14 protein-coding genes are annotated in these 19,527 nt (G+C 56.4%); 7 read left to right on the top strand and 7 right to left on the bottom strand.

The window, feature by feature from the left end; translation table 11 throughout:
• Positions 1-48: 48 nt before the first annotated feature.
• The 3 genes from HG15A2_RS05985 to HG15A2_RS05975 all read right to left on the bottom strand — a co-directional run bounded on the left by HG15A2_RS05985 (position 49) and on the right by HG15A2_RS05975 (position 2,775).
• Positions 49-693 (bottom strand): 50S ribosomal protein L25, encoded by a 645-nt coding sequence (locus tag HG15A2_RS05985; RefSeq protein ID WP_145058793.1) that lies wholly within the window; start codon positions 691-693, stop codon positions 49-51.
• A 319-nt stretch (positions 694-1,012) separates the two neighbouring features.
• Entirely contained in the window at positions 1,013-1,957 is a 945-nt protein-coding gene (locus HG15A2_RS05980) for a ribose-phosphate diphosphokinase (protein WP_145058791.1), read from the bottom strand.
• Between the two features lie 68 nt (positions 1,958-2,025).
• Positions 2,026-2,775: a sugar phosphate nucleotidyltransferase gene (locus HG15A2_RS05975; protein WP_145058789.1), complete on the bottom strand. Its 750-nt coding sequence runs from the start codon at positions 2,773-2,775 to the stop codon at positions 2,026-2,028.
• 262 nt (positions 2,776-3,037) lie between these two features.
• Between HG15A2_RS05975 and argB the strand changes: the two genes are divergently transcribed.
• From argB to rph, 4 genes are read left to right on the top strand one after another with little or no spacing between them, the layout of a single operon-like run.
• On the top strand, positions 3,038-3,937 hold the full coding sequence (gene argB / locus HG15A2_RS05970; protein ID WP_145058787.1) for an acetylglutamate kinase: 900 nt from the start codon (positions 3,038-3,040) through the stop codon (positions 3,935-3,937).
• Between the two features lie 44 nt (positions 3,938-3,981).
• Entirely contained in the window at positions 3,982-5,190 is a 1,209-nt protein-coding gene (locus HG15A2_RS05965; protein WP_145058785.1) for an aspartate aminotransferase family protein, read from the top strand.
• 37 nt (positions 5,191-5,227) lie between these two features.
• Positions 5,228-6,145: an ornithine carbamoyltransferase gene (gene argF / locus HG15A2_RS05960; protein WP_145058783.1), complete on the top strand. Its 918-nt coding sequence runs from the start codon at positions 5,228-5,230 to the stop codon at positions 6,143-6,145.
• 58 nt (positions 6,146-6,203) lie between these two features.
• On the top strand, positions 6,204-6,926 hold the full coding sequence (gene rph / locus HG15A2_RS05955) for a ribonuclease PH (protein ID WP_145058781.1): 723 nt from the start codon (positions 6,204-6,206) through the stop codon (positions 6,924-6,926).
• A 28-nt stretch (positions 6,927-6,954) separates the two neighbouring features.
• On the opposite strand, the gene HG15A2_RS05950 is transcribed toward rph, so the two are convergent.
• Positions 6,955-11,109, bottom strand: coding sequence for a VWA domain-containing protein (locus tag HG15A2_RS05950; RefSeq protein ID WP_145058779.1), 4,155 nt, complete (start codon positions 11,107-11,109; stop codon positions 6,955-6,957).
• A 592-nt stretch (positions 11,110-11,701) separates the two neighbouring features.
• Here HG15A2_RS05950 and HG15A2_RS05945 point away from each other — a divergent pair.
• From HG15A2_RS05945 to HG15A2_RS05935, 3 genes are all read left to right on the top strand, one after another.
• Positions 11,702-13,675, top strand: coding sequence for an SLC13 family permease (locus HG15A2_RS05945; RefSeq protein ID WP_145058776.1), 1,974 nt, complete (start codon positions 11,702-11,704; stop codon positions 13,673-13,675).
• A 134-nt stretch (positions 13,676-13,809) separates the two neighbouring features.
• The gene (locus tag HG15A2_RS05940) at positions 13,810-14,994 is read left to right on the top strand and encodes a S1C family serine protease (protein WP_145058774.1); all 1,185 of its coding nucleotides are present in this window, start codon (positions 13,810-13,812) and stop codon (positions 14,992-14,994) included.
• Between the two features lie 512 nt (positions 14,995-15,506).
• A complete protein-coding gene (locus tag HG15A2_RS05935) occupies positions 15,507-16,079 on the top strand; it encodes a TlpA family protein disulfide reductase (protein ID WP_145058772.1) in 573 nt (190 codons plus the stop codon).
• Between the two features lie 171 nt (positions 16,080-16,250).
• On the opposite strand, the gene tsaD is transcribed toward HG15A2_RS05935, so the two are convergent.
• The 3 genes from tsaD to HG15A2_RS05920 all read right to left on the bottom strand — a co-directional run bounded on the left by tsaD (position 16,251) and on the right by HG15A2_RS05920 (position 19,248).
• On the bottom strand, positions 16,251-17,279 hold the full coding sequence (tsaD, locus tag HG15A2_RS05930) for a tRNA (adenosine(37)-N6)-threonylcarbamoyltransferase complex transferase subunit TsaD (RefSeq protein ID WP_145058770.1): 1,029 nt from the start codon (positions 17,277-17,279) through the stop codon (positions 16,251-16,253).
• Positions 17,276-17,962, bottom strand: coding sequence for a class I SAM-dependent methyltransferase (locus HG15A2_RS05925; protein WP_145058768.1), 687 nt, complete (start codon positions 17,960-17,962; stop codon positions 17,276-17,278). Before HG15A2_RS05925 ends, tsaD begins: the two co-directional genes overlap by 4 nt.
• Before the next feature lie 155 nt (positions 17,963-18,117).
• A complete protein-coding gene (locus tag HG15A2_RS05920) occupies positions 18,118-19,248 on the bottom strand; it encodes a DUF1207 domain-containing protein (protein WP_145058766.1) in 1,131 nt (376 codons plus the stop codon).
• Between the last annotated feature and the right edge of the window lie 279 nt (positions 19,249-19,527).

Raw genomic sequence — 19,527 nt, 5'->3', positions numbered from 1 at the left:
TTCAATTCTTCAGAATGCCACGAACGACATTCCCTACAGGTTGGTGAGTTAGCCTTCGCTAGCTTCCTCGGCTTTTTCGTCGTCGGACTCACCAATAACCTCTGGTTCTGCCCCAGCAGCACCAAGTGCCTCGCCTTCCACTTCAACCGGCGCGGATGGCTCGATGCAGTGGACAACCAATTCATCTTCTGGTGTTACAAAGCTGGCTCCTTCCGGCATCCCCGCAAGGTCTTTCACGTAGAGGCTGTCGTGAAGCTTCAATTCGTTAATTTCCATACGAAGCTCTTCAGGAATGAATGCCGGAGCCGTTTCAATTTCCACTTCGTGAAGCACTTGCTCAGTAATGCCACCATCGGCATCACCAGGAGCTGTGCCATGCGTGTGCACAGGAACGGTCACTGTAATGCGTTCGCCCTTGATCACGCGGAGCAGATCGACATGAAGAATGTGCTGTTGAAACACATCCCACTGGATGTCTTGCAACAGAGCCTGTCCATCAGCTGCACCGTTGAGCTGCACGACCTGCGCTTTATGGCGCAAGGTTGCGCGGAGCTGATCGGCGGGCATGATCAGGTGAACGGGGTCTTCGCCATGGCCGTAAAGAACCGCGGGAACGCGTCCTTCGACTCGTAGACGGCGATTGTGCAGCTTGCCAATCTTCTCGCGTTTTTGAACTTGGATCGTTTCGGCCATTGATTCCTCGATACTCAGCAACTGACAATTTGTATTTTCAGAACGCCACAGCAGGACCAGCGATCGGTCCTGGATGTAGGACTGGGTCACTGGCACAGGGCAAGCTCTGGTAATGCCTTGGGAATCTCGTAATTGTCGATTTTTGGGGGAGAATTTCAACCCCGTCGGGCCAGTTAAACCGGAAATCTGTCTAGGAGAAATGGGTACCTAGCTGAAATCATTCCCTGACCGCCAAGGCTTAGCACCCACTAGAACGTCAGACAGGTGGATTTGGTCAAACTATTCCGGCAGATCCGGCAAATTGGTTAAGCCGGTGGAATCACTGAAACAGCCGGCTAATCGACTCGTTGCGATGAATTCGCTTGATCGCTTCACCCAATAACGGCGCCACGGTGAGAATTTGCGTCTGGGGGAGGATTTGGTCCGGGGTAAGCGGAATTGAGTCTGTGCAAACGATGCTCGCAAGATTCGCGTTCTTAAGCCGTTCGACCGCGGGTCCGCAAAGCACTGCGTGGGTGGTGGCAACGTGGATTTCGCGGGCCCCGCGATCGTGAATGATCTTGGCAGCTCCGCAGATCGATCCGGCGGTGCTGATCATGTCGTCGAACATGAGGACGATTTTACCTTCGACCGGGCCGCCGATAATGTTCTCCTGCGTCGTTTCTTCTGCACTAGTACGGCGTTTGTCGACGATGGCGACATTGCCGCCGATTCGCTTGGCATGGCCTAAAGCCCTTTTGATGCTGCCCTCGTCGGGACTGACGATCACGATTTCATCCCGCGGCAAACCGAGACTCAGAAAGTGATCGTTCAGCACAGGGGCAGCGTAAAGATGATCGACCGGAACGTCGAAAAAGCCCTGAATCTGTGCGGCATGCAGGTCCATCGTGAGCACGCGATCTGCCCCAGCACGAGTAATCAGATTCGCAACCAGCTTGGCCGTAATGGGCACGCGGCCCTCGTCCTTTCGGTCCTGTCGGGCGTAACCGAAGTAAGGGAGCACGGCGGTGACACGCTCCGCACTCGCCCGTTTGCAGCTGTCGATCATGACCAGCAACTGCATCAAATGATCGTTGACCGGCGGACTGGTGGGCTGCAGGAGATAGACATCCCGGCCTCGCACATCCTCCTCAATTTTGCAGGAAATCTCGCCATCAGGGAATGCGGAGAGGGAGATTTCGCTGAGCGGCACACCCAAGTATTCCGAGATGCGATGACTGAGTGCGAGGTTTGCATTGCCACTAATGAGCTTGAAATCGGTCATAGCAAGTCGTGATCGGGGTAGAGACGGTATACCTGAAAGGCAGGACAATTCCACGGCGGTGCCGCGGGCTACATAGCCGCTTCGACGGCGGCTAGGTCATCAGGGCTGTTGATGCTTAGGGCTTCACACTGCTGCAAAACAGGGAGGGCGAGTACGGTTTTACCTTGTTCGAGTAAAATGCCCGGGCAGTCGGTGATGTAGTATTCGCTTTGAGCATTGTCGTCGGAAAGTTGGTCGAGCGACTGCAATAGTTCTTGGGCGTCGAACAAGTACGTACTGACGTTTACTTCGTTGATGGCGCGCTGCTCGGGAGTTGCGTCCTTCTCTTCGACGATTCCCACAAACTGGTTGGCCGCATTTCTTAGAATACGACCAAAGCCGGTAGGCTCTTCTTTTTGAACGGTTCCGAGGAGGCACGCTGCGTCGTTTTCTCGGTAGGCAGCAAGCAGTGCCTCGACCGAAGTGGCCTGGAGCATTGGGGAGTCACCAGCGACGATGATCACGGGGCCGTGGCAATCGGCTAGTTGTTCGCGGCACATCATCACGGCATGCCCGGTGCCAAGTTGCTCGCCCTGGGTGGCGAAATCCACCGCGGGGATGCCTGCGAGCTCCTTGCGAACCAACTCCTCGCGGTAGCCCACAACCACGACCACTCGCTGCACTCCGGCAGTTTTGAGGGCGTCGACCACGTACCGAATCATGGGTCGGCCTTTCACCGGCACAAGGACCTTGGGCAGGTCGGACTTCATCCGTGTACCCTTACCGGCAGCGAGAACAATGGCCAGGGCGTCGGCATCTGGGCGTGCGGGAGGAGACATTTTGCTGTGACGTGGTAGATAATCGAGAGATTGCTGTGGAAGGGAACAGCTCATTTTGGCAGAGACTAGGCAAACTCGCCAGTGCTGCTGACAGACAGTTGGCGGGCGAGACTCCGATTTGCTGTGACCTTTCGTGAGGCAAGGGCTCACCCTAGAATGTGGGATTGCCTAGAATCGCTTGAGACCGAACAACTGAAGCCCACCACCTAGTGCTTCTCTCTTGCCCGCCCCTTTCATGCCAGCCACAGCACCACCAGACACTATGGAAACCCAAGACGCCATCGAGAAAGCCGACGTTCTGATTGAGGCGATGGGCTGGATTCGACGCTTTCGCGACAAGACGACCGTCATCAAGGTCGGCGGTAGCGTCATGGAACAACCCGAGGCGCTACATCACCTATTGGTCGACATTGTCTTTATGGAGTCCGTCGGCATGCGGCCCATCGTCGTCCATGGCGGCGGGGCAGCGATCAGTCGCGCGATGACCGAAGCGAAGATCGAGGCGAGGTTCATCCAAGGCCGACGCTACACGGACTCCGCAACGCTGGCGATTGTTGAGAAAGTGCTGGCGGGAGAAATCAACGAGCGTATTGCCGGCAAAATAGAAGAGTTCGGCGGCCGGTCCATGCCGCTGAACTTCGTGGGCGAAACGAACAACAACGTGTTGTACGGCGAGCCGCTGGAGATTGCTGGAGACGACGGCAAACCGCTTGACCTGGGCCATGTGGGCAAGGTCACGAAGGTCGATCGCGATACGCTAGACAACCTGTGCTACGCCGGCCAAGTACCCGTGATCCCTTCGATGTGTGAAACCGAATCAGGCCAAAGACTCAACGTCAATGCAGATACTGCTGCCACGGCCGTAGCGCAGGCCGTGGGAGCTGAAAAGTTAGTATTCCTGAGCGACGTGAATGGCGTGCGGTTGGACAAGGATGACCCCGATTCGCTCGTCCACTCGCTCACAGCTCCTCAAGCGCAGGAGTTGATTGCCAATGGCAGCATCGCCTCAGGGATGATTCCTAAAGTGGAAGCGTGCTTGGAAACCCTGAGGCGAGGTGTCAAGAAAGTTCACATCATTGATGGCCGAGTTCGGCACTCACTGCTGTTAGAGATTTTCACCAACCTGGGTGTAGGAACCGAGTTGATTGCCGAACCCGTTTAGCGACTGGGGTGTCTGATCCATCGCCTGAGAAATGAGCCATAACTATGACTGCCACCGCTACTGCGAAGATGTCTGAACAGACAGCCTCTCTGTTTAGCAATTACGTGATTCCCAATTACACACGATTTCCCGTGGCGATTACTCGCGGCGAAGGATCCTACGTGTGGGATGATCAGGGAAACCGCTATCTCGATTTCTTCCCTGGCTGGGGTTGTAACCTCTTGGGCCACTGTCCGCCACGAGTGGTTGAGGCGGTGCAAAAACAGGCGTCCGAACTGATCCATGTACCGAATACGTGGCACACTGAGTCTCAAGGGCAATGGGCGAAGCTGCTCAGCGAGCATAGCTTTGGCGGGCAAGCGTTCTTTTGCAATTCGGGTGCGGAAGCCAACGAGGCGGCAATTAAACTGGCCCGACTGCACACAGCCCCCGAGCGATACAAAATTTTGACCTTCGAAGGCGGCTTCCACGGACGTACGTTCGGCGCGGTGAGCGCCACGGCGCAACCCAAGTATCACGAAGGCATTGGCCCGATGGCCCCTGGTTTTGTGTACGCACCGTTCGGCGACCTCGAAGCGACGGCTGCGAAGATAGACGACGAGACGGCCGCCATCTTGGTCGAACCCATTCAAGGCGAGGGGGGAATTCGCTTGCCTCCTGAAGGATTCTTGCAAGGCTTGCGAGATTTAGCCGACAAGCACGGCCTGCTATTAATGTTCGACGAAGTGCAAGCCGGCTGCGGACGCACGGGCGAGTGGTTTGCCTACCAAAACTTTGGCGTGACACCTGATGTGATGACGCTCGCCAAGAGCCTATGCGGCGGCGTAACGGGCGGGGCGATGCTGACTACCCGTGAGATCGCCCCCAGTTTACGACCCGGCATGCACGCGGCCACGTTCGGCGGCAATCCACTAGCTGCTGCGGCAGGAATCGCCACCTTGGAAACGATTGAGCAAGACGGATTGCTCGAACGGGCTAAAGCCTTGAGCAAGAGGTTCCAGGATCGCCTCAGCCCGCTGGTTGATGAATTGCCGCACGTATCAGAACTTCGAATTTGCGGCCTGATGATTGGTCTGGAGTTAGCTGTGGATGCGACTTCCGTCGTACAACAGTGCATGGATCGACAGTTGCTGATCAACGTGACGCAAGGCAACGTCGTCCGCCTGCTACCGGCCATGACGCTCAGCGACGAGCAAGTAGACGAGGGTTGTGCGATCCTTGCCGATGTCCTGCGAGCTTTTGAAGTGAACTAAGATCAGGTCGTTCCAATTCCCCAGAAACGAACCCACTATGCGACATTTACTTACGCTACACGATGTGAGCCTGGAACAATTGCAAACCATCTTCGCCCTGAGCGCGGACTTGAAAGCAAAGTTTAAAGAAGGCGTACGTGAACCTCTGCTGCCAGGCCGGGTGATGGCCTTGATGTTTGAGAAGCAATCGCTGCGCACGCGAGTTAGCTTTCAGGCGGGCATGGCGCATCTGGGTGGTTCCAGCCTGATGCTGGGGGACGATGCCGGCTTTGGAAAACGGGAGAGCATTGCCGACTTCACGCGCGTGCTGAGCGAAATGGTCGATGTGATCGTCGTCCGATCCAAAAAGCACGCCACTGTTGAAGCCGTCGCTGAGCACTCCGCCTGCTCGGTCATCAACGGGCTAACAGATTATTCCCACCCGTGCCAAGCTTTGGCGGACCTGTTCACGATCTGGGAGCAGTTGGGCAGCCTCGATGGGGCCAAACTTACCTGGGTAGGCGACGCTAATAACGTCGCACGCAGTTTGGCCATCGCTTGCGGCAAACTGGGGGTCGATTTCTCAGTCGCCTCGCCGCAAGAATACGCCTTCAACGGTGAAGAAGCTGAGCAGCTCAACGGCTATTTCACAGAATCCAAGTTCACGTGTACGACCGACCCGCAAGCAGCGGTAGAGGGAGCTTCGGCCGTATACACCGATGTGTGGGCCAGCATGGGACAAGAGGGTGAGCAAGAACAACGCCGTAAAGACTTTGCCGACTTCCAAGTGAACTCGAAACTGATGGCATCCGCTCCAGCAGAGGCGGTCTTCATGCACTGCCTGCCCGCCAAACGTGGGGAGGAAGTGACCGACGAGGTCATGGACGGCCCGCAAAGCGTGATCGTCGAACAGGCAGCCAATCGTATGCACGTGCAAAAAGGCACGCTAGCATGGTTACTTGGCGGCGCAAAATAACCGCTTGTGGCTTAGCAGCCTTCCATTTCTCGCTTAGCACTAAATCTCAAGAACAAATATGCCCGCCCGTAGTGATAACCGTGCCGATGATGCCCTCCGCAGTTGGTCCCTCGAAGTACCGCCGTTTGGCGCAGCCCAAGGTCGCGTGCTGATTCGAGCCGGCAGGACCACGCTACTTTGCACGGCCAGTGTCGAAGAGAACGTGCCACCCTGGATGGTGGGTAAAGGGAAGGGTTGGGTCACTGCAGAGTACAATATGCTGCCTAGCAGCGTGTCGCCTCGCAAGCGGCGTGAACGTGCGAAGGTGGATGGACGGACGACCGAGATTCAGCGACTCATCGGCCGCAGCCTACGGGCAGCAGTGAATTTGGACGCCCTGGGCGAGCGCAGTGTGACAGTCGACTGCGAGGTGTTAGAAGCCGATGGTGGCACGCGCACCGCGGCAATCACAGGCGGTTACGTGGCTTTGGTCCAAGCATTGAGCTCACTGGAAGAATTCCCCACTGCCAACGACCTGCCGATTGTCGAGAGCATTGTGGCCGTCAGTGTGGGCATCGTCGACGGGCGAGCATTGCTGGATCTCGATTACAAAGAGGACTTTGCCGCAGCGGTTGATATGAACGTCGTTATGACCGGCAGTGGCCGTTTTGTGGAACTACAAGGCACTGGCGAGGAAGCTACCTTCGACTCCGACGAGTTAGCTGCCATGGTTAAGATTGCGCAGCAAGGCACGGCTGCGTTGAGCGTGCTGCAGGAACACGCTCTCCAGGCGAACGACTAGAATGCCAACCCTAGAATCCTGCGCCCCCCTACTCCACTTCTTCGTCGTCTTCGTCCTCCACAGGCTCAGCGGCACCTGCGAAGGTGAAGGTCGTCACGTTACCGATGCCTGTGAACGACGGCGAGGCCGAGATTCGCACGTAACGTCGATCCGCTGAGATCACACCCGTCGCAATCATTTGCGTACCTTCTGTGAGGGTTACGATCACCGGTTGGAAGCCGACTGAGCCACCACGGGCGAGACCTAGCTGGCGCCGGAGATCGCGCCGGCGATCGCCGCGACGTCCAGGCAGAGCCGTGGGGTCGGCCAGCGAACCAATTTGCTGGGCAAGCACAGCGCGACTGATAGCTTCCTGACGTTTCACGGCTGAGGCTAGCTGCTGCTCAGCAAGCGGTTCTGTACGACGCCCCGTGTCGAGCCCGAACACAACAAGTGCATCGTCGTCACCCACTTCGATGTGCTGACGTTCGTGCTCCTGGTTGGTGCTGCGATAGTTGCGATAGACGTCCACAGTCACTTTGCCTGCTACGAGTTCGCCCCACACTTTGCGAACGCGTATTTTGTAGTCGCCATTGAAGCCACGTGGGCAAATATAAGTTTCTTTGAAGCCCTCTTCGCCGGCATCGGACTCACCGGATTCATTGTAATTCGCGTAGGTATCGCCCAAACATACGCCGCCACCGGTGGTGCGAGGCTCGCGAAGCGAGCAAATCGTTCCACCTGGCTCTTCAACGTAGACATCGATATCAGCTTCACCGGACCAGGAGACCTGCACGACGCAATCTCTCACGAGTGCGTCGTTCAGCTGTTGTTCGTATTCGCGATAGGCGTTCATTTGATTGGCAGCATGTAGCTCGTCAAGTGTTGCTTTTGCGATGCGGAATGCCGTGGTGCGGATGGCGGATTGCTCGGTCGTCCACGCACGTTCCAGAACTCGTAGGGTGTACCAGCGAATCGCTTCCAGATCCTTCGCTCGCTGAGCGGCACGTAGGCCAAGAGCGTACGCTTCGTCATGCAAAGGCGAGGCCTTGACGACTTGACGGTAGACCTGATGAGCCCGCTTGTCGAGTTGCAAATGGGAGAGGTACCGCGCGATGAGCATCAGTTCGTCAGGACTTGAGCTGAAGTCACAGGCACTCATGATGGCTCGTTCGATCTTCTCCTTAGGTGCTCCTTCTAGCTCCATCGCGATGCCGAGTGTTTCGTACATCCAGGGCAGGGGCTGACCGTGGCTTAGGGCTGATTCGATGAGCGCGATCACCTGATCGCTATGGCCATCCTTCATGAGCCGTCGCACCGATTGACGCAGAACATCCGCCGAAGGGCGTTTAGCGGCAAAGTAGCTATTCCAGAATACTTCGGGAGTCACACTGTGGTCGATCTCGATTCCTGCAACGCGCGGCAATTCAGGCTCCTGAGCAACAAGTGCTTCGCTCTTAGAAACAGTCGGTTGAGCTTGGTCGAGCACGATTTCTTGGGAAACACTAGCCGACTTGGTTTCGACGCTGGTTTGCGACAGGTCGTCCGGCACAGCGAAGAAACCGCCGCCACCGCCACCACCTTGGCCGCCACCGCCGCCACCTCCAAAACCGCCACCGCCGCCACCACCACCGCCGCCAAAGCCGCCGCCACCGCCACCGCCACCTTGGCCGCCACCACCTTGACCGCCACCAACGATGGGCAAGTTCTGAATCGGCAGCACAAGGTCGGCTACCGGGTAGGCTTTCACGGTGAGGCGTTGCTGGGCTTCGTCTTCGGAAGTGATCAGCATGACCTCGTTATCAATGATGAAGGTCAAGTCTTCTACTTCACGGAGCAAGAGCTCCAAAGCGGAACGTAGCGACACATTGCGGAGGCTGATCGTGATCTCGGTCTCTTCAGAGATCGCAAGTGCCTCAAGCGCCGGCTTGTCAAAGAGAATAGGAATGTCGTAGTCGAGCGAAATCTCTTGGATGATTGCGTTGAGAGGTCGTTCGATATAGTCGATGGGCAACTTCAACTGTTCGCGAAGCGCTTCTTGAATGCGAGCTTCCGCCTTGCCTTGCGAGCCGAGATCGACTGCGGCGTACTTTTTGCGACGATTGGTCAAGTCTTCCCAAACATCGGCTTCAGGGTAGATGATCGGAGGATTGTCTGGGAAAGGGATGTGCGAGAGCTCAATCTGGAACATGGTATCCCAGGCAGCTTGGTGCCGCGCCGCGCGAGTTACCTCTTGCAGGTACTTGTGTCGTTTGTGTCGAGCCCAAAGGGTAGCTTGCTGCGGCAGGAGGCCTGTGGGGTCGATTTCTTCAATGATGGCGGCAACATCTCCCGCTTCTACGTACTTGCGTTCATCCATCAGGGCATTAAACCGGTGCATTAGCTGCGTTTCGCGCTCGATGCGTTTGGTGAGCCGATCATTGAGTAGTTTCCGCTCACGCGCAGAAGCGATTTGCTCCTCGGATTGGCGGTTTAGTTCGTCCAGCACGTCGGCGCGACGAATTGTCTCTTGGAGAGCGATTTGTAGTTTGTCGGTCAACTCAGCTCGACGAGCTTCGTCAATATCTTGGACGCGATTCACGCGATCGAGACTCAACTTCAGTTCTTGAATGACTAGAGCTGGTTCGCTGTTCATGCGATCACGAGCGTCGAGCACTACGACTTGGATTTCCTTGGCGAGTAGGTCGGCGAACACACGGCGTTCTTGCTCGACCTGATCGAGGAATGCACCATCGCTACCAACACGGCCCAGCAATCCTTCGTCAGCTACGATGGACGGCTCGATGATTGTGCCTTCGACCACAGCCGCAGGCCGCGAAAGAATGATTTCGCCTTCATTAGCGATGACCTCACCTTCGATAGGTTGGCCTTGAATCACCTCACCTTGAATCACCTGGCCACCAAAGAGGTCGTCGTTTTCGACGACATTCTGCACGTTTTGAGCTTGAACATTGCCTGGGTCGGCGTGGAGCACAGTCTGCACGATGCGGGCAGCTCCAGCACGATCGCCGGAAGCAACGGCTCGCTCGGCAAGCATGGTCAGCGCATCCACTTTGGCGCCAATTAGGCGAGCGGTTTCCGTCAGGCCAGCCGAGCCAACGGTCGGTAGGGTCAAACCATTATCGCGGCTTGCTACCTCAGTCATTTCGCTGAGGAATGAGCGATCTTTGTGCGAAGGCTCGGGAGACACGCTCCACTGGAGTGCCTGCTCGCCAGCGGGACCCTCTACGGTAAGCGAGAGGGCCAGATCGTTGTTCAGGGCATCCTTGGTACGGCCTAAGAGAATCGTATCACGATCGGTCCGCAGCGGTGGGAATGTCTCTGGATAGGTTTCTCCAAATTCACCGGCTAGTTGTATCTTGGTGGGCCACAGCACAGCAGCTTGAGTCCAGGCGGCCAACTGTTTGCCGGCAGAGCGGGAGTTGCGGAGATTTTCCAACTGAGCGCGCTTGTCACTAATCTGGGCGGCATCGTCTTGCCAAATAATCGCGTCGGCCACATAGAGATTACCGCCTGTGTGATTTGCGAGGACAGCCAACAGCTGAGCGTCTGTCTTGGGACCAATCACGTAGCTGCTCACAGGGATACGTTGTTCGCGAAGCGAGTTGACAACTTGCCCGAGAGTCTCTGAGTCCAACATGTTGGCAACACTCACACCGTCGCCGATATAAACGACGCTACGATTCTGCGAGTCGGCCGAAGCAAACCGCTTAGCCGCACTCTCAAAGGCCAACTGCAAGTCGGTCGATCCTAACGGGGCTTGCTCGCGAAGTTCTGCGATGGCCTGCTTGACGGCATCGCTATCGCCCGCAGAAAAACTCTTGGTCAGGGATCGAGCATCGAGATCCACTGCCAGCACTTCCACGCGATCGGTCTCACGGAGCCCGCCTAGCATAGACTCAAGCGCCGCAAGGGCTTTCTCACGAAAGGCGCCTGTTTGGCTCGCCGAGGTATCGAATAAGACAACCACGTCGGTTCCCGACGTGGCAGCAACATTCGCAGGTGGCATGACGCTCAACGCGTAAGAGGTTTCCCCGTCACGCTCGAATGTGATCAATCGCGAAGCCTCGTCCGCTTCAGACGAATTCAATCCGAGAAGTGCGAACATTGCCGAAACGGCAACGAACCGGGTAAATTTGATAGTCTTTGATTTCATGGCAACTTGGGTGTTTGAAGCTTGACGAATTACTTGAGAAGTACGCATCGGAGCGCTCCTACTGATAACCGTGTGCGTGGTCGCTCACCGTGTTCCGGAGCGGCAAGCGGAGCGACGCTGGACATTATCTCTCTATTGCTTGGGTCTCTGTTGCTTGGGTCTCTGTTTGCGGGTTCATCGCTGGTGGGTTCATCAGAATGCGATCCCCCCCACATAGGGCGATTCCCCACAATCGGAGAGGCATGCAAGATTTGCGCTAACTCCCCAGCTATCCCCAGTTTAAGCTGATTGGATAAGAGCTTCCACAAGAAACTCGCCTTTTCGGTAGCTGTCTCTGGTCAAAAAGGGCCGATTGGGCCGATTCGGCAGCCTCGCGATCCCTTACTGAGTACTGCATTTGCTATTCCCATCGCTCCAAACGTGCCAAACCGTACCATCGGACTTCCGCTCCTTCTGCCCCGGCTTTCTAGGCCAGCCCCTTAAAATAGGGCATTGAAACACGGGAGTTGCGGTTGCACGTCGGCCAACTTTTACCGAGACTGCCGACGCTACACTACTAGTCTACCTTGTTTCTAGTGCGGCCTATTGGATAACAACAGTTCAATTCTGCCGCAGCATTCCACCTGTTTTTTAGCTCGCCTTGATATTCCTCGCTCCCCTACCGCTGCTTGCCGTCGCTGAGGTCGCCGCCGAATTACCTGCCAAAATTCAAGGACTGGGCGCGCCGGAGTCGCTCTCACTACATGGCTGGATCGCATTGCTCACCACGGGGGCCGTGTTCCTGGGGATGCAACTCAAGCGGCGCTCACCGGTCGATGTGCTGTTCCTAGGAGGGCTCGTCTTGGTCACGCTCACCGGCGTCCTGAGCCCCGAGGAGGCACTCAAAGGCTTCGCTTCTAAGGCGGTCATCATGATCGGAGCGCTATTTGCCACGTCGGCCGGGTTGAGAAACACCGGTGCGCTCGACTGGCTCGGCAGTGGTTTGCTGGACAATGTGAAAACCGAAAGAGGTGCACTAAGACGACTCGCCGCTGCAGTACTGCCCTCCTCAGCTTTCGTTTTGAACACTCCGCTGGTAGCAATGCTCGCTCCGGTGGTCGTCGACTGGTGCCGCCGGCGGAGCGTTTCGCCGTCGAGACTACTTATCCCCTTGAGCTATCTTTCGATCCTGGGCGGCGTGTGCACGCTCATTGGCACCAGCACCACGCTAGTGATCAACGGCGAGTTGGCCGGCCTGGGGTTGGCCGACTACCCGGAATGGGCCCAAGAACGAATTGGTGAACTGCGATTCTTCGAAATGACCTCAGTCGGGCTGCCGCTGGCGCTAATCGGGGCAGGCTACATCTTATTCATCGCTCCGCGATTGCTGCCAGATCGCTCTGACTTGGTGGAGCGATTTGGCGAACGACGACGCGAGTACTTGGTAGAAATGACCGTGCTCGCCAACTGCCCGCTCATTGGCAAGAGCGTGCAAGAGGCCGGCCTGAGAAATCTGCCGGGGTTGTTTCTCATCGAGATTGATCGCACGGAAGAGACTATTACTCCCGTCACCCCACGCGATCGCATCCTTGCTGACGACCGGCTGGTGTTCACAGGCGTAGTGAACACGATTGCCGACCTGGAACGCATCCCTGGACTGGTGCCAGCGGCCGATGAAGGCTTCGAGTCGAAGCCTGCCGATCGCGTCCATCGCCAACTGACCGAAGTCGTGCTGTCACGCACTTCACCCATCATTGGCATGACGGTTCGCGAAGGCGATTTTCGCAAACGGTACAATGCGGCTGTTGTTGCGGTGCATCGTAATGGCGAACGGCTCACCAACAAGATCGGAACGATTCGTCTGGAACCCGGCGACACGCTGCTGTTGCAAACACGCACGGAGTTTGTCGACGACCATCGCAACAGTCGCGACTTTTACTTGGTAAGTCGAGTCGATGGCACCACAGCTCGGCGGCACGACCGGGCAGTCTTGGCGATGCTGCTGTTCCTGGGACTTATCCTCTGGCTCACGGTAAGTAGCCTGTTTCCAGAGACGATACCCTTCGGTAATTTCACCCAGCGGAACATCCATGCCATTGCTGCCGTGGCGATTGTGCTGGCCATGGTCCTCACACGCTGCATGACCACTTCCGAAGCGCGTTCTTCGATTGATCTGCAAGTTCTGCTGACCATCGGCGCGGCCATCGGACTTGGCAAAGCGTTACATCACAGTGGTGCAGCAGCTTGGCTGGCGGATCGCGTTGTAGGAGGTGTAGAAGGAGCGGGAGTACCCCTCGCGTGGCAACCTTATCTGCTACTAGCAATCATCTATGTCGTTTCGCAGCTGTTCACCGAAACCATCACCAACGTGGCGGTCGCCAGTATCATGATTTCCGTGGCCATCAAGGTGGCCATCGCGGCGAATTGCGACCCACGGCCGTTCATCATTGCTGTGACAATGGCCGCCAGCCTGAGCTTCGCCACGCCCATCGGCTACCAAACGAACCTCATGGTCATGGGCCCAGGTGGTTATCAGCCTCGCGACTACCTCAAGGTCGGCCTACCACTGGCTCTGCTCACAAGTATCTCTGCCCTGCTGCTCATCAGCTGGCTCTGGCCGCTTGCCCGGGTATAGCCTTTCATTGACGGGATCAACAGGATCCACCAAATCGATCGATTTCCATTTGATCCTTTGCCCCCTGTCCAATAGAAATAATAAAAGCAGTTCATTTAGATCAGAGATGTCGCGTTCCAGGAGTTCAAAGAATTATGTGTCGAGTTCGCACAACTTTTATCGCCGCTGGGCTAATTGCCCTCGGTCTTGCTGTTGGCATCGGAATTAATCTTGGTGGTTCGCCCGAGTTGCTTCCCTCAGCCACAGCTCAGCCAGCAGAAGCTGAGCAACCCCCAACGCAGATTTCTCCGATTCGCAGCAATCGAGCCGCGGGACGTCCGCCTGCAACAGAGTTTACGCCCGAAGAGCAAACCAACATCGCCGTGTACGAGGCGGCGAATCGCAGCGTGGTGAACATCGACACCAAGACCGTGCAGGTCGATCATTTTCGTCACTTGCAACATTTTGCCGAGGGCTCCGGCTCTGGTGCCGTGCTCGATCGCGATGGACACATCATCACTAACTATCACGTCGTAGACGGTGCGAGACAGATTGAAGTCACGCTAGCCTCGAACAACGTGTACTCGGCAGAACTCGTGGGGCAGGATAAAGAGCACGACATTGCCGTCTTAAAGATCGATGCACCTGCTGACGAGCTCACACCCATTTCCATCGGCACGAGCGACAACCTGCGCGTGGGCCAGCGAGTATTCGCTCTCGGAAATCCGTTTGGTTGGGATGGCACGCTCACCACGGGCATTATTTCTAGTCTCAATCGCAACCTCCCGAGCCGTGTGCCTGGCTACTACATGAAGTCGCTCATTCAAACCGATGCCGCCATGAACCCGGGCAATTCCGGCGGGCCGCTGCTGAATACCCATTCGGAGATGATCGGAATGTGTGTAGCTATCGCTACCAAGACGGGGCAGAACGCAGGCGTGGGATTTGCCATCCCGATCAATCGCATTCGCACGCTGATGCCTGAGTTGATTCAGCATGGCCGCGTGGTGCGGGCAGACATTGGTATTGTCGCAGTCATGGAAACGGACTCGGGGCTAGCCATTGCCAAACTAGCAAAGGACGGCCCCGCTGCTCGGGTAGGCCTGCGTGCGTTCCGAAAGGTGGTGAAGCGCCAGCAGCAAGGTAATTTCGTATATCAAACGATATCGGAAGACCGCTCTCATGCGGATCGCATTGTTGCCATCAATGGGCAGCCGATGCGCACGGGCGTGCAATTCCGCGACAAAATCCTCGAGTTCAAACCGACTGACGAGGTGACACTCACCATCGTGCGAGAAGGGAAGCAACTCGACGTGAAAGTCACGCTCGATGCCAATTAGATTTGATTTTCAAAGAAAAATTTCCGGCAACCTGGGTAATCTAGACAGAATACAAAAACTCCAATCAGAGCAGACTGGGCACGTACTTCTTCCTTCCCTGACAGGGCCAGCCGGAACTTCCGAGGTGGATTACCAGTTGATTAGTGCGGATTTCCGAATCTCTTTTAGGTGATTTGCCGCCGAAGTAAATCCTTGCATCTGGCTGCCTAATCGTTACCATTTCGCCCATGTGGTTGAGTTTCGCATGAATCTCGACCACGATTGAATCCTCCGAGCTAGCCCACCGTATTACGTCCCACCCCCTCAGTAGTCTCGCTGCAAGGATGCACAGTTTCGTTTACGGCCTTACTAGGCTGCCTGCGTCACGCTCCTTTCTGCGACTACCCCCCGGCTCACGCCTGCTGATGCGATTTCGTTGAGACGAACAAGTTCCCATTGAACGGCTCAGAGGTTCTCGACGACCCAAATTTCGCAACTGACTTGGCGTGCAGCCCGACTAAGGAGTTTCTGAGATGATGAGTTTATTGGCTACCGTTGCACTGACCCTTGGTACCGCTATTGCCGCCCCTTCCGAATGGCAAGCCGATTATGGGAAAGCGCTGGCGGAAACTCGCAGCAACGACCGCGCATTGTTGGTTGTGTTAGACGATTCCACCAAAACCGAGGCCCAAGTGGCCGACGAGCTACTCAAGGCATCTGGCGAGAACGCCGAACTGCTCGCTGCTTACGAGCTTTGTCACGTTGACGTAAGCACCGATTATGGCAAGAAGGTTGCCGAGAGGTTTGGTGCCACCGAGCTTCCTCACACCACGATCATCGACAAGACTGGTGAAGTGATTCTCTATAAGAATCGCGGCGACATTGCCAAACACCAGTGGAAGAACGCACTGAGCACTTACAAGAACGGTCTGCGTCTTGTTTCGACTCCGCAGCCACACACGACGCGCTTCCGTGGAGCTACGAGCAACTCGTCTCCGGCTGTATCAACTCCTGCAGCTTCGTTTACGCCGAGCTACCAGATGAGCACGCCAGCGGTTTCCAGCCCAGGCTACTGCCCAAGTTGTCAACGTAACGGCGGATTCTAAAGAGAGAACATCAGTCGTTTCGAAGAGTCATCGCGGCTCCGAGCCTCCAAAGCTCGGAGCCGCTTTTTCTGTGCCCGCTTCCCAGAAGCAGAAATGCCAGAGATCCTTACGCGCTACGAGCAAATATTTCGCCGCTGAGCCTGCTCTGCGGCAAAATGGACTCTTTGGTCTCTATTTCCCGGGACGGCGCAGCCCTGGGGAAATCTCCAAGTCGAGCGTCTCAAACAGCCCGGCATTGAAGCGTTCAACCGCGATCGCTCCCATCGCCGCATTGTCGGTGCAGAGCGAGCGTGGCGCGAGATGCAGTTCGTAGGCGTTCTGCTCCGTGGCTTGCTCAAGCTGATCACGGAACGGCCCATTGGCTGCGACGCCACCGCCGACGCACAGGCGGGTGAGATTCGTTCGCTTCATCGCCAACAAAGCCTTGCCGATGAGGCAATCAATGATCGCCTGTTGCACGCTGGCAGCCATGTCGGCGATCAATTGTGGATCGAGTTGCTCGGAGTCCACGGGATTGGCCGGGCCGAACAGCTCGTATCGTACGGCTGTTTTCAAACCACTGAAGCTGAACTCCAGTCGGTCTTTGTCCGCCAGCAGAGGCCTTGGCAGGCGAAAACGCTTGGCGTCGCCCTGCTCTGCCGTTCGTTGCAATGCTGGCCCGCCGGGAAAGCCGAGTCCCAACATGCTGGCGACTTTGTCGAAGGCCTCGCCGGCTGCGTCGTCAATGGTGCCGCCAAGGGTTTCGAATTCCAGCGGCGAATGACAATGGTACAAACTCGAATGCCCACCGCTGACAATCATGCCCACGCAGGGAAACACATCCTTCCCGGCGGCCATGCGGCACGCGTAAACATGCGCTTGCAGATGATCGATCGCAATCAGCGGTTTGTCGAGCGCCAGGCATAGCGACTTTGCCGCCATCAGCCCCACGAGCAACGAACCGGCAAGCCCCGGTTGATTGGCAACCGCCACAGCGTCGAGTTGCTCAAGCGTCACACCAGCATCAGACAGTGCCGTGTCGATCACAGGGAGGATACGCTCGATGTGCGCCCGCGAGGCAATCTCAGGGACCACGCCCCCAAAACGCTCGTGCAGTTCTTCTTGTGTTGCTACGACGGACGATAGCACATTCAGCTCGCCATCGATCACCGCGGCTGCCGTCTCATCGCACGTCGATTCCAAGGCCAGGATAAGCGTCACGACGTTTGAGCCACACTCAGAGCTGGCGTGCGCAGGTGATGCACCCACGCGGGCGGCACATTCGCAAGCACGCACTTGCGATCGAAACGCAGCCGAGTGCAAATGTCGCCGATCGAGCGTTCAATGCCCGCCAGTCGTATGCGCTCAGGCTGTTTTGCGAAAAGGGACTTTGCCTTGCGAACGCCTACGTATTCAAAGAAGCTAATCGTGGCATTCTCTGCCGCTAGTCGCTCGAAGTGATCTAGTATTTCGCTCACCAACGACACGGGGAAATTATTTAAAGGTAGTCCAGAAATGATCGCATTAAATGGCTGTTCTGCGGTGTACTCTTGAATCGGCATGAGGTGGATGCTTACTCGATCACGCACGGCCGCAAAGCATTCTTCATGGTCGATTCGCTTTTGCAAGCATTCCACAAACCGTTCGTTGAGCTCCACAATGTCGAGCGTATCTTCTGGGGCCATATGATCGACAATTCTTGCAGTCACAACGCCCGTGCCGGGGCCAACTTCCAGCAACCGCCGCGGCTTGCCTTCCGAGGGAACTTGGCTGGCGAGTGCCGCACACTGACTCGCCAATGCCGCACAGAGGCGCGGACCGCTGGGCAGCACCGCACCGGTGCTTTCAAAAGTACGGCGGAACTCCTGCCAGAAGAGTCGATAGTCGTTTGGTCGTTTGGGCATAACGCTAGTGTAGCATTATGTCATTCCGACGGGAGGCTCGCCAATCGAGGAATCTGGATTGCGTACGTACTAGCGTTCGAACTGCCCGCGACTTGGATAAACCGCTCGGTCGCTATCGCTCGGTCGAAATGACAGCGAATCAAGAATACTCCGCATCAAAAATCGGCCCAAATGCCGCCGCCGATTTGTTCTTCGAACTGATCGAAGAACTCAAATTGGCTTGATTTACCATTGTGGTAATGCACGCCTGCTCGTACGGTGCGACCCGTGTCGCCTCGCCAGAGCCAACCCGCTTGGCCAACGAAGTTGCCGCCGAAATCGACTTCCTCTCTGAGATGCCCGTTGAGCGCAACAAATGGCGTGCCCGAGGGGCCCGTTGGTCCAGGCTCTGAAATATCCACGCCGAATTGAAACTCCCAGGGATCTGAACCTCCATCGGTATAAAAAGCCCAGCCTCCCTCACCGTACCAACGCCACGCGGGCGAGGTGTAATAGGAGAGCCCCAGGACGAACACATCGCGGCTGTAATTGATTCGCTGACCGAGTGCCGCTTCTCGAATCGCCAGCTCGTCGCCCAGATGCGCACTGAGGTGGTAGTAGGAAAATTTCCACTGCCAGTTTTCTCGCGCAAGGATAATTGGCATGCCAAAGCGAAAATCGACTGACTCCAGGTCCCAGTTTTCATCAAGATTCAAACGTGGCATCGCAGCACCTTCGATTTGAAACTCCAAACCTTCAGGCCGTCCCGTCTTTGCCGAGGGACCTCGCGTACCGTTGCGGAAAATCGCCATACGTCCACCAAGAGAAACATCTAGCAACGTAGCGCCGCCTTGGTCGCCATAAACCACGCCAGAGGTGCGCGACTCTCGCACGCCTGCCATGTAGGAAGACCAAATGACTCCGTCCGGCAGAAGTTGAAAGTGCCAAGGTTCGTTGTTCACGAAGGCGTTCGGATAGGGATCGCCTAAGTAGCAAATATCTTCAGCAGGCATCACGACCGGTTGCACCGATGTAGCCGGCATCGCCGATGGTGGTAGAACGGTGTTGGGTAAATGGTAAATCTCACTGCCAGCCACTGGCGGTGCGTCGAACACGACTTGTTCAATCTCGCTGAGCGAGTCCCCGGGTGGTTGAACCGGGGAGCTTGGTTGGTCAAAAGATCGGTGGGGCTGCCAAACGTTGATCGCATCCGCCGGCGCTTGACCGAACGTCGCACTTGCGCAGAGTGCAAGAGAAAGGCAGATGGCAATCAGTGAATTATGCAGCAGCCGAATTATTTGGTTCATCGGAATAGGAAGAACGTTAACTGGTTGAAGTAGTGAGCCTGCAGCAGGTCGGTCGAAGATGAGTCAGCTCGCGGGAGCGTGGAGCAGGCTTCCAGCCTGCATTGCATCTCTCACAGGTCAGAGGCCTATTCCACTTACCAGCGCCGAGCCGCTGCGAAGAGTATCCAATTTAGAGCGAGCCATGTAGCCCGAATTCGCGCAGCGACCTCTCTGTAAGTTGCAACCGCTAGCATCGCCTCGACATCCTTCGCCAGCGCCCTACAATACAGGCTCGCCGGT

This window comes from Adhaeretor mobilis, from assembly GCF_007741515.1.
Taxonomy (GTDB): Bacteria; Planctomycetota; Planctomycetia; order Pirellulales; family Lacipirellulaceae; genus Adhaeretor; species Adhaeretor mobilis.
This window is presented reverse-complemented; position numbering and strand designations above follow the sequence as displayed.

Coding starts and splice junctions, on each gene's coding strand:
- HG15A2_RS05935 (WP_145058772.1), top strand. CDS start 15,507: ATGATGAGTTTATTGGCTACCGTTGCACTGACCCTTGGTACCGCTATT.
- HG15A2_RS05920 (WP_145058766.1), bottom strand. CDS start 19,248: ATGAACCAAATAATTCGGCTGCTGCATAATTCACTGATTGCCATCTGC.
- HG15A2_RS05950 (WP_145058779.1), bottom strand. CDS start 11,109: ATGCGTACTTCTCAAGTAATTCGTCAAGCTTCAAACACCCAAGTTGCC.
- HG15A2_RS05985 (WP_145058793.1), bottom strand. CDS start 693: ATGGCCGAAACGATCCAAGTTCAAAAACGCGAGAAGATTGGCAAGCTG.
- HG15A2_RS05965 (WP_145058785.1), top strand. CDS start 3,982: ATGACTGCCACCGCTACTGCGAAGATGTCTGAACAGACAGCCTCTCTG.
- argF (WP_145058783.1), top strand. CDS start 5,228: ATGCGACATTTACTTACGCTACACGATGTGAGCCTGGAACAATTGCAA.
- HG15A2_RS05940 (WP_145058774.1), top strand. CDS start 13,810: ATGTGTCGAGTTCGCACAACTTTTATCGCCGCTGGGCTAATTGCCCTC.
- HG15A2_RS05925 (WP_145058768.1), bottom strand. CDS start 17,962: ATGCCCAAACGACCAAACGACTATCGACTCTTCTGGCAGGAGTTCCGC.
- HG15A2_RS05980 (WP_145058791.1), bottom strand. CDS start 1,957: ATGACCGATTTCAAGCTCATTAGTGGCAATGCAAACCTCGCACTCAGT.
- argB (WP_145058787.1), top strand. CDS start 3,038: ATGGAAACCCAAGACGCCATCGAGAAAGCCGACGTTCTGATTGAGGCG.
- rph (WP_145058781.1), top strand. CDS start 6,204: ATGCCCGCCCGTAGTGATAACCGTGCCGATGATGCCCTCCGCAGTTGG.
- HG15A2_RS05975 (WP_145058789.1), bottom strand. CDS start 2,775: ATGTCTCCTCCCGCACGCCCAGATGCCGACGCCCTGGCCATTGTTCTC.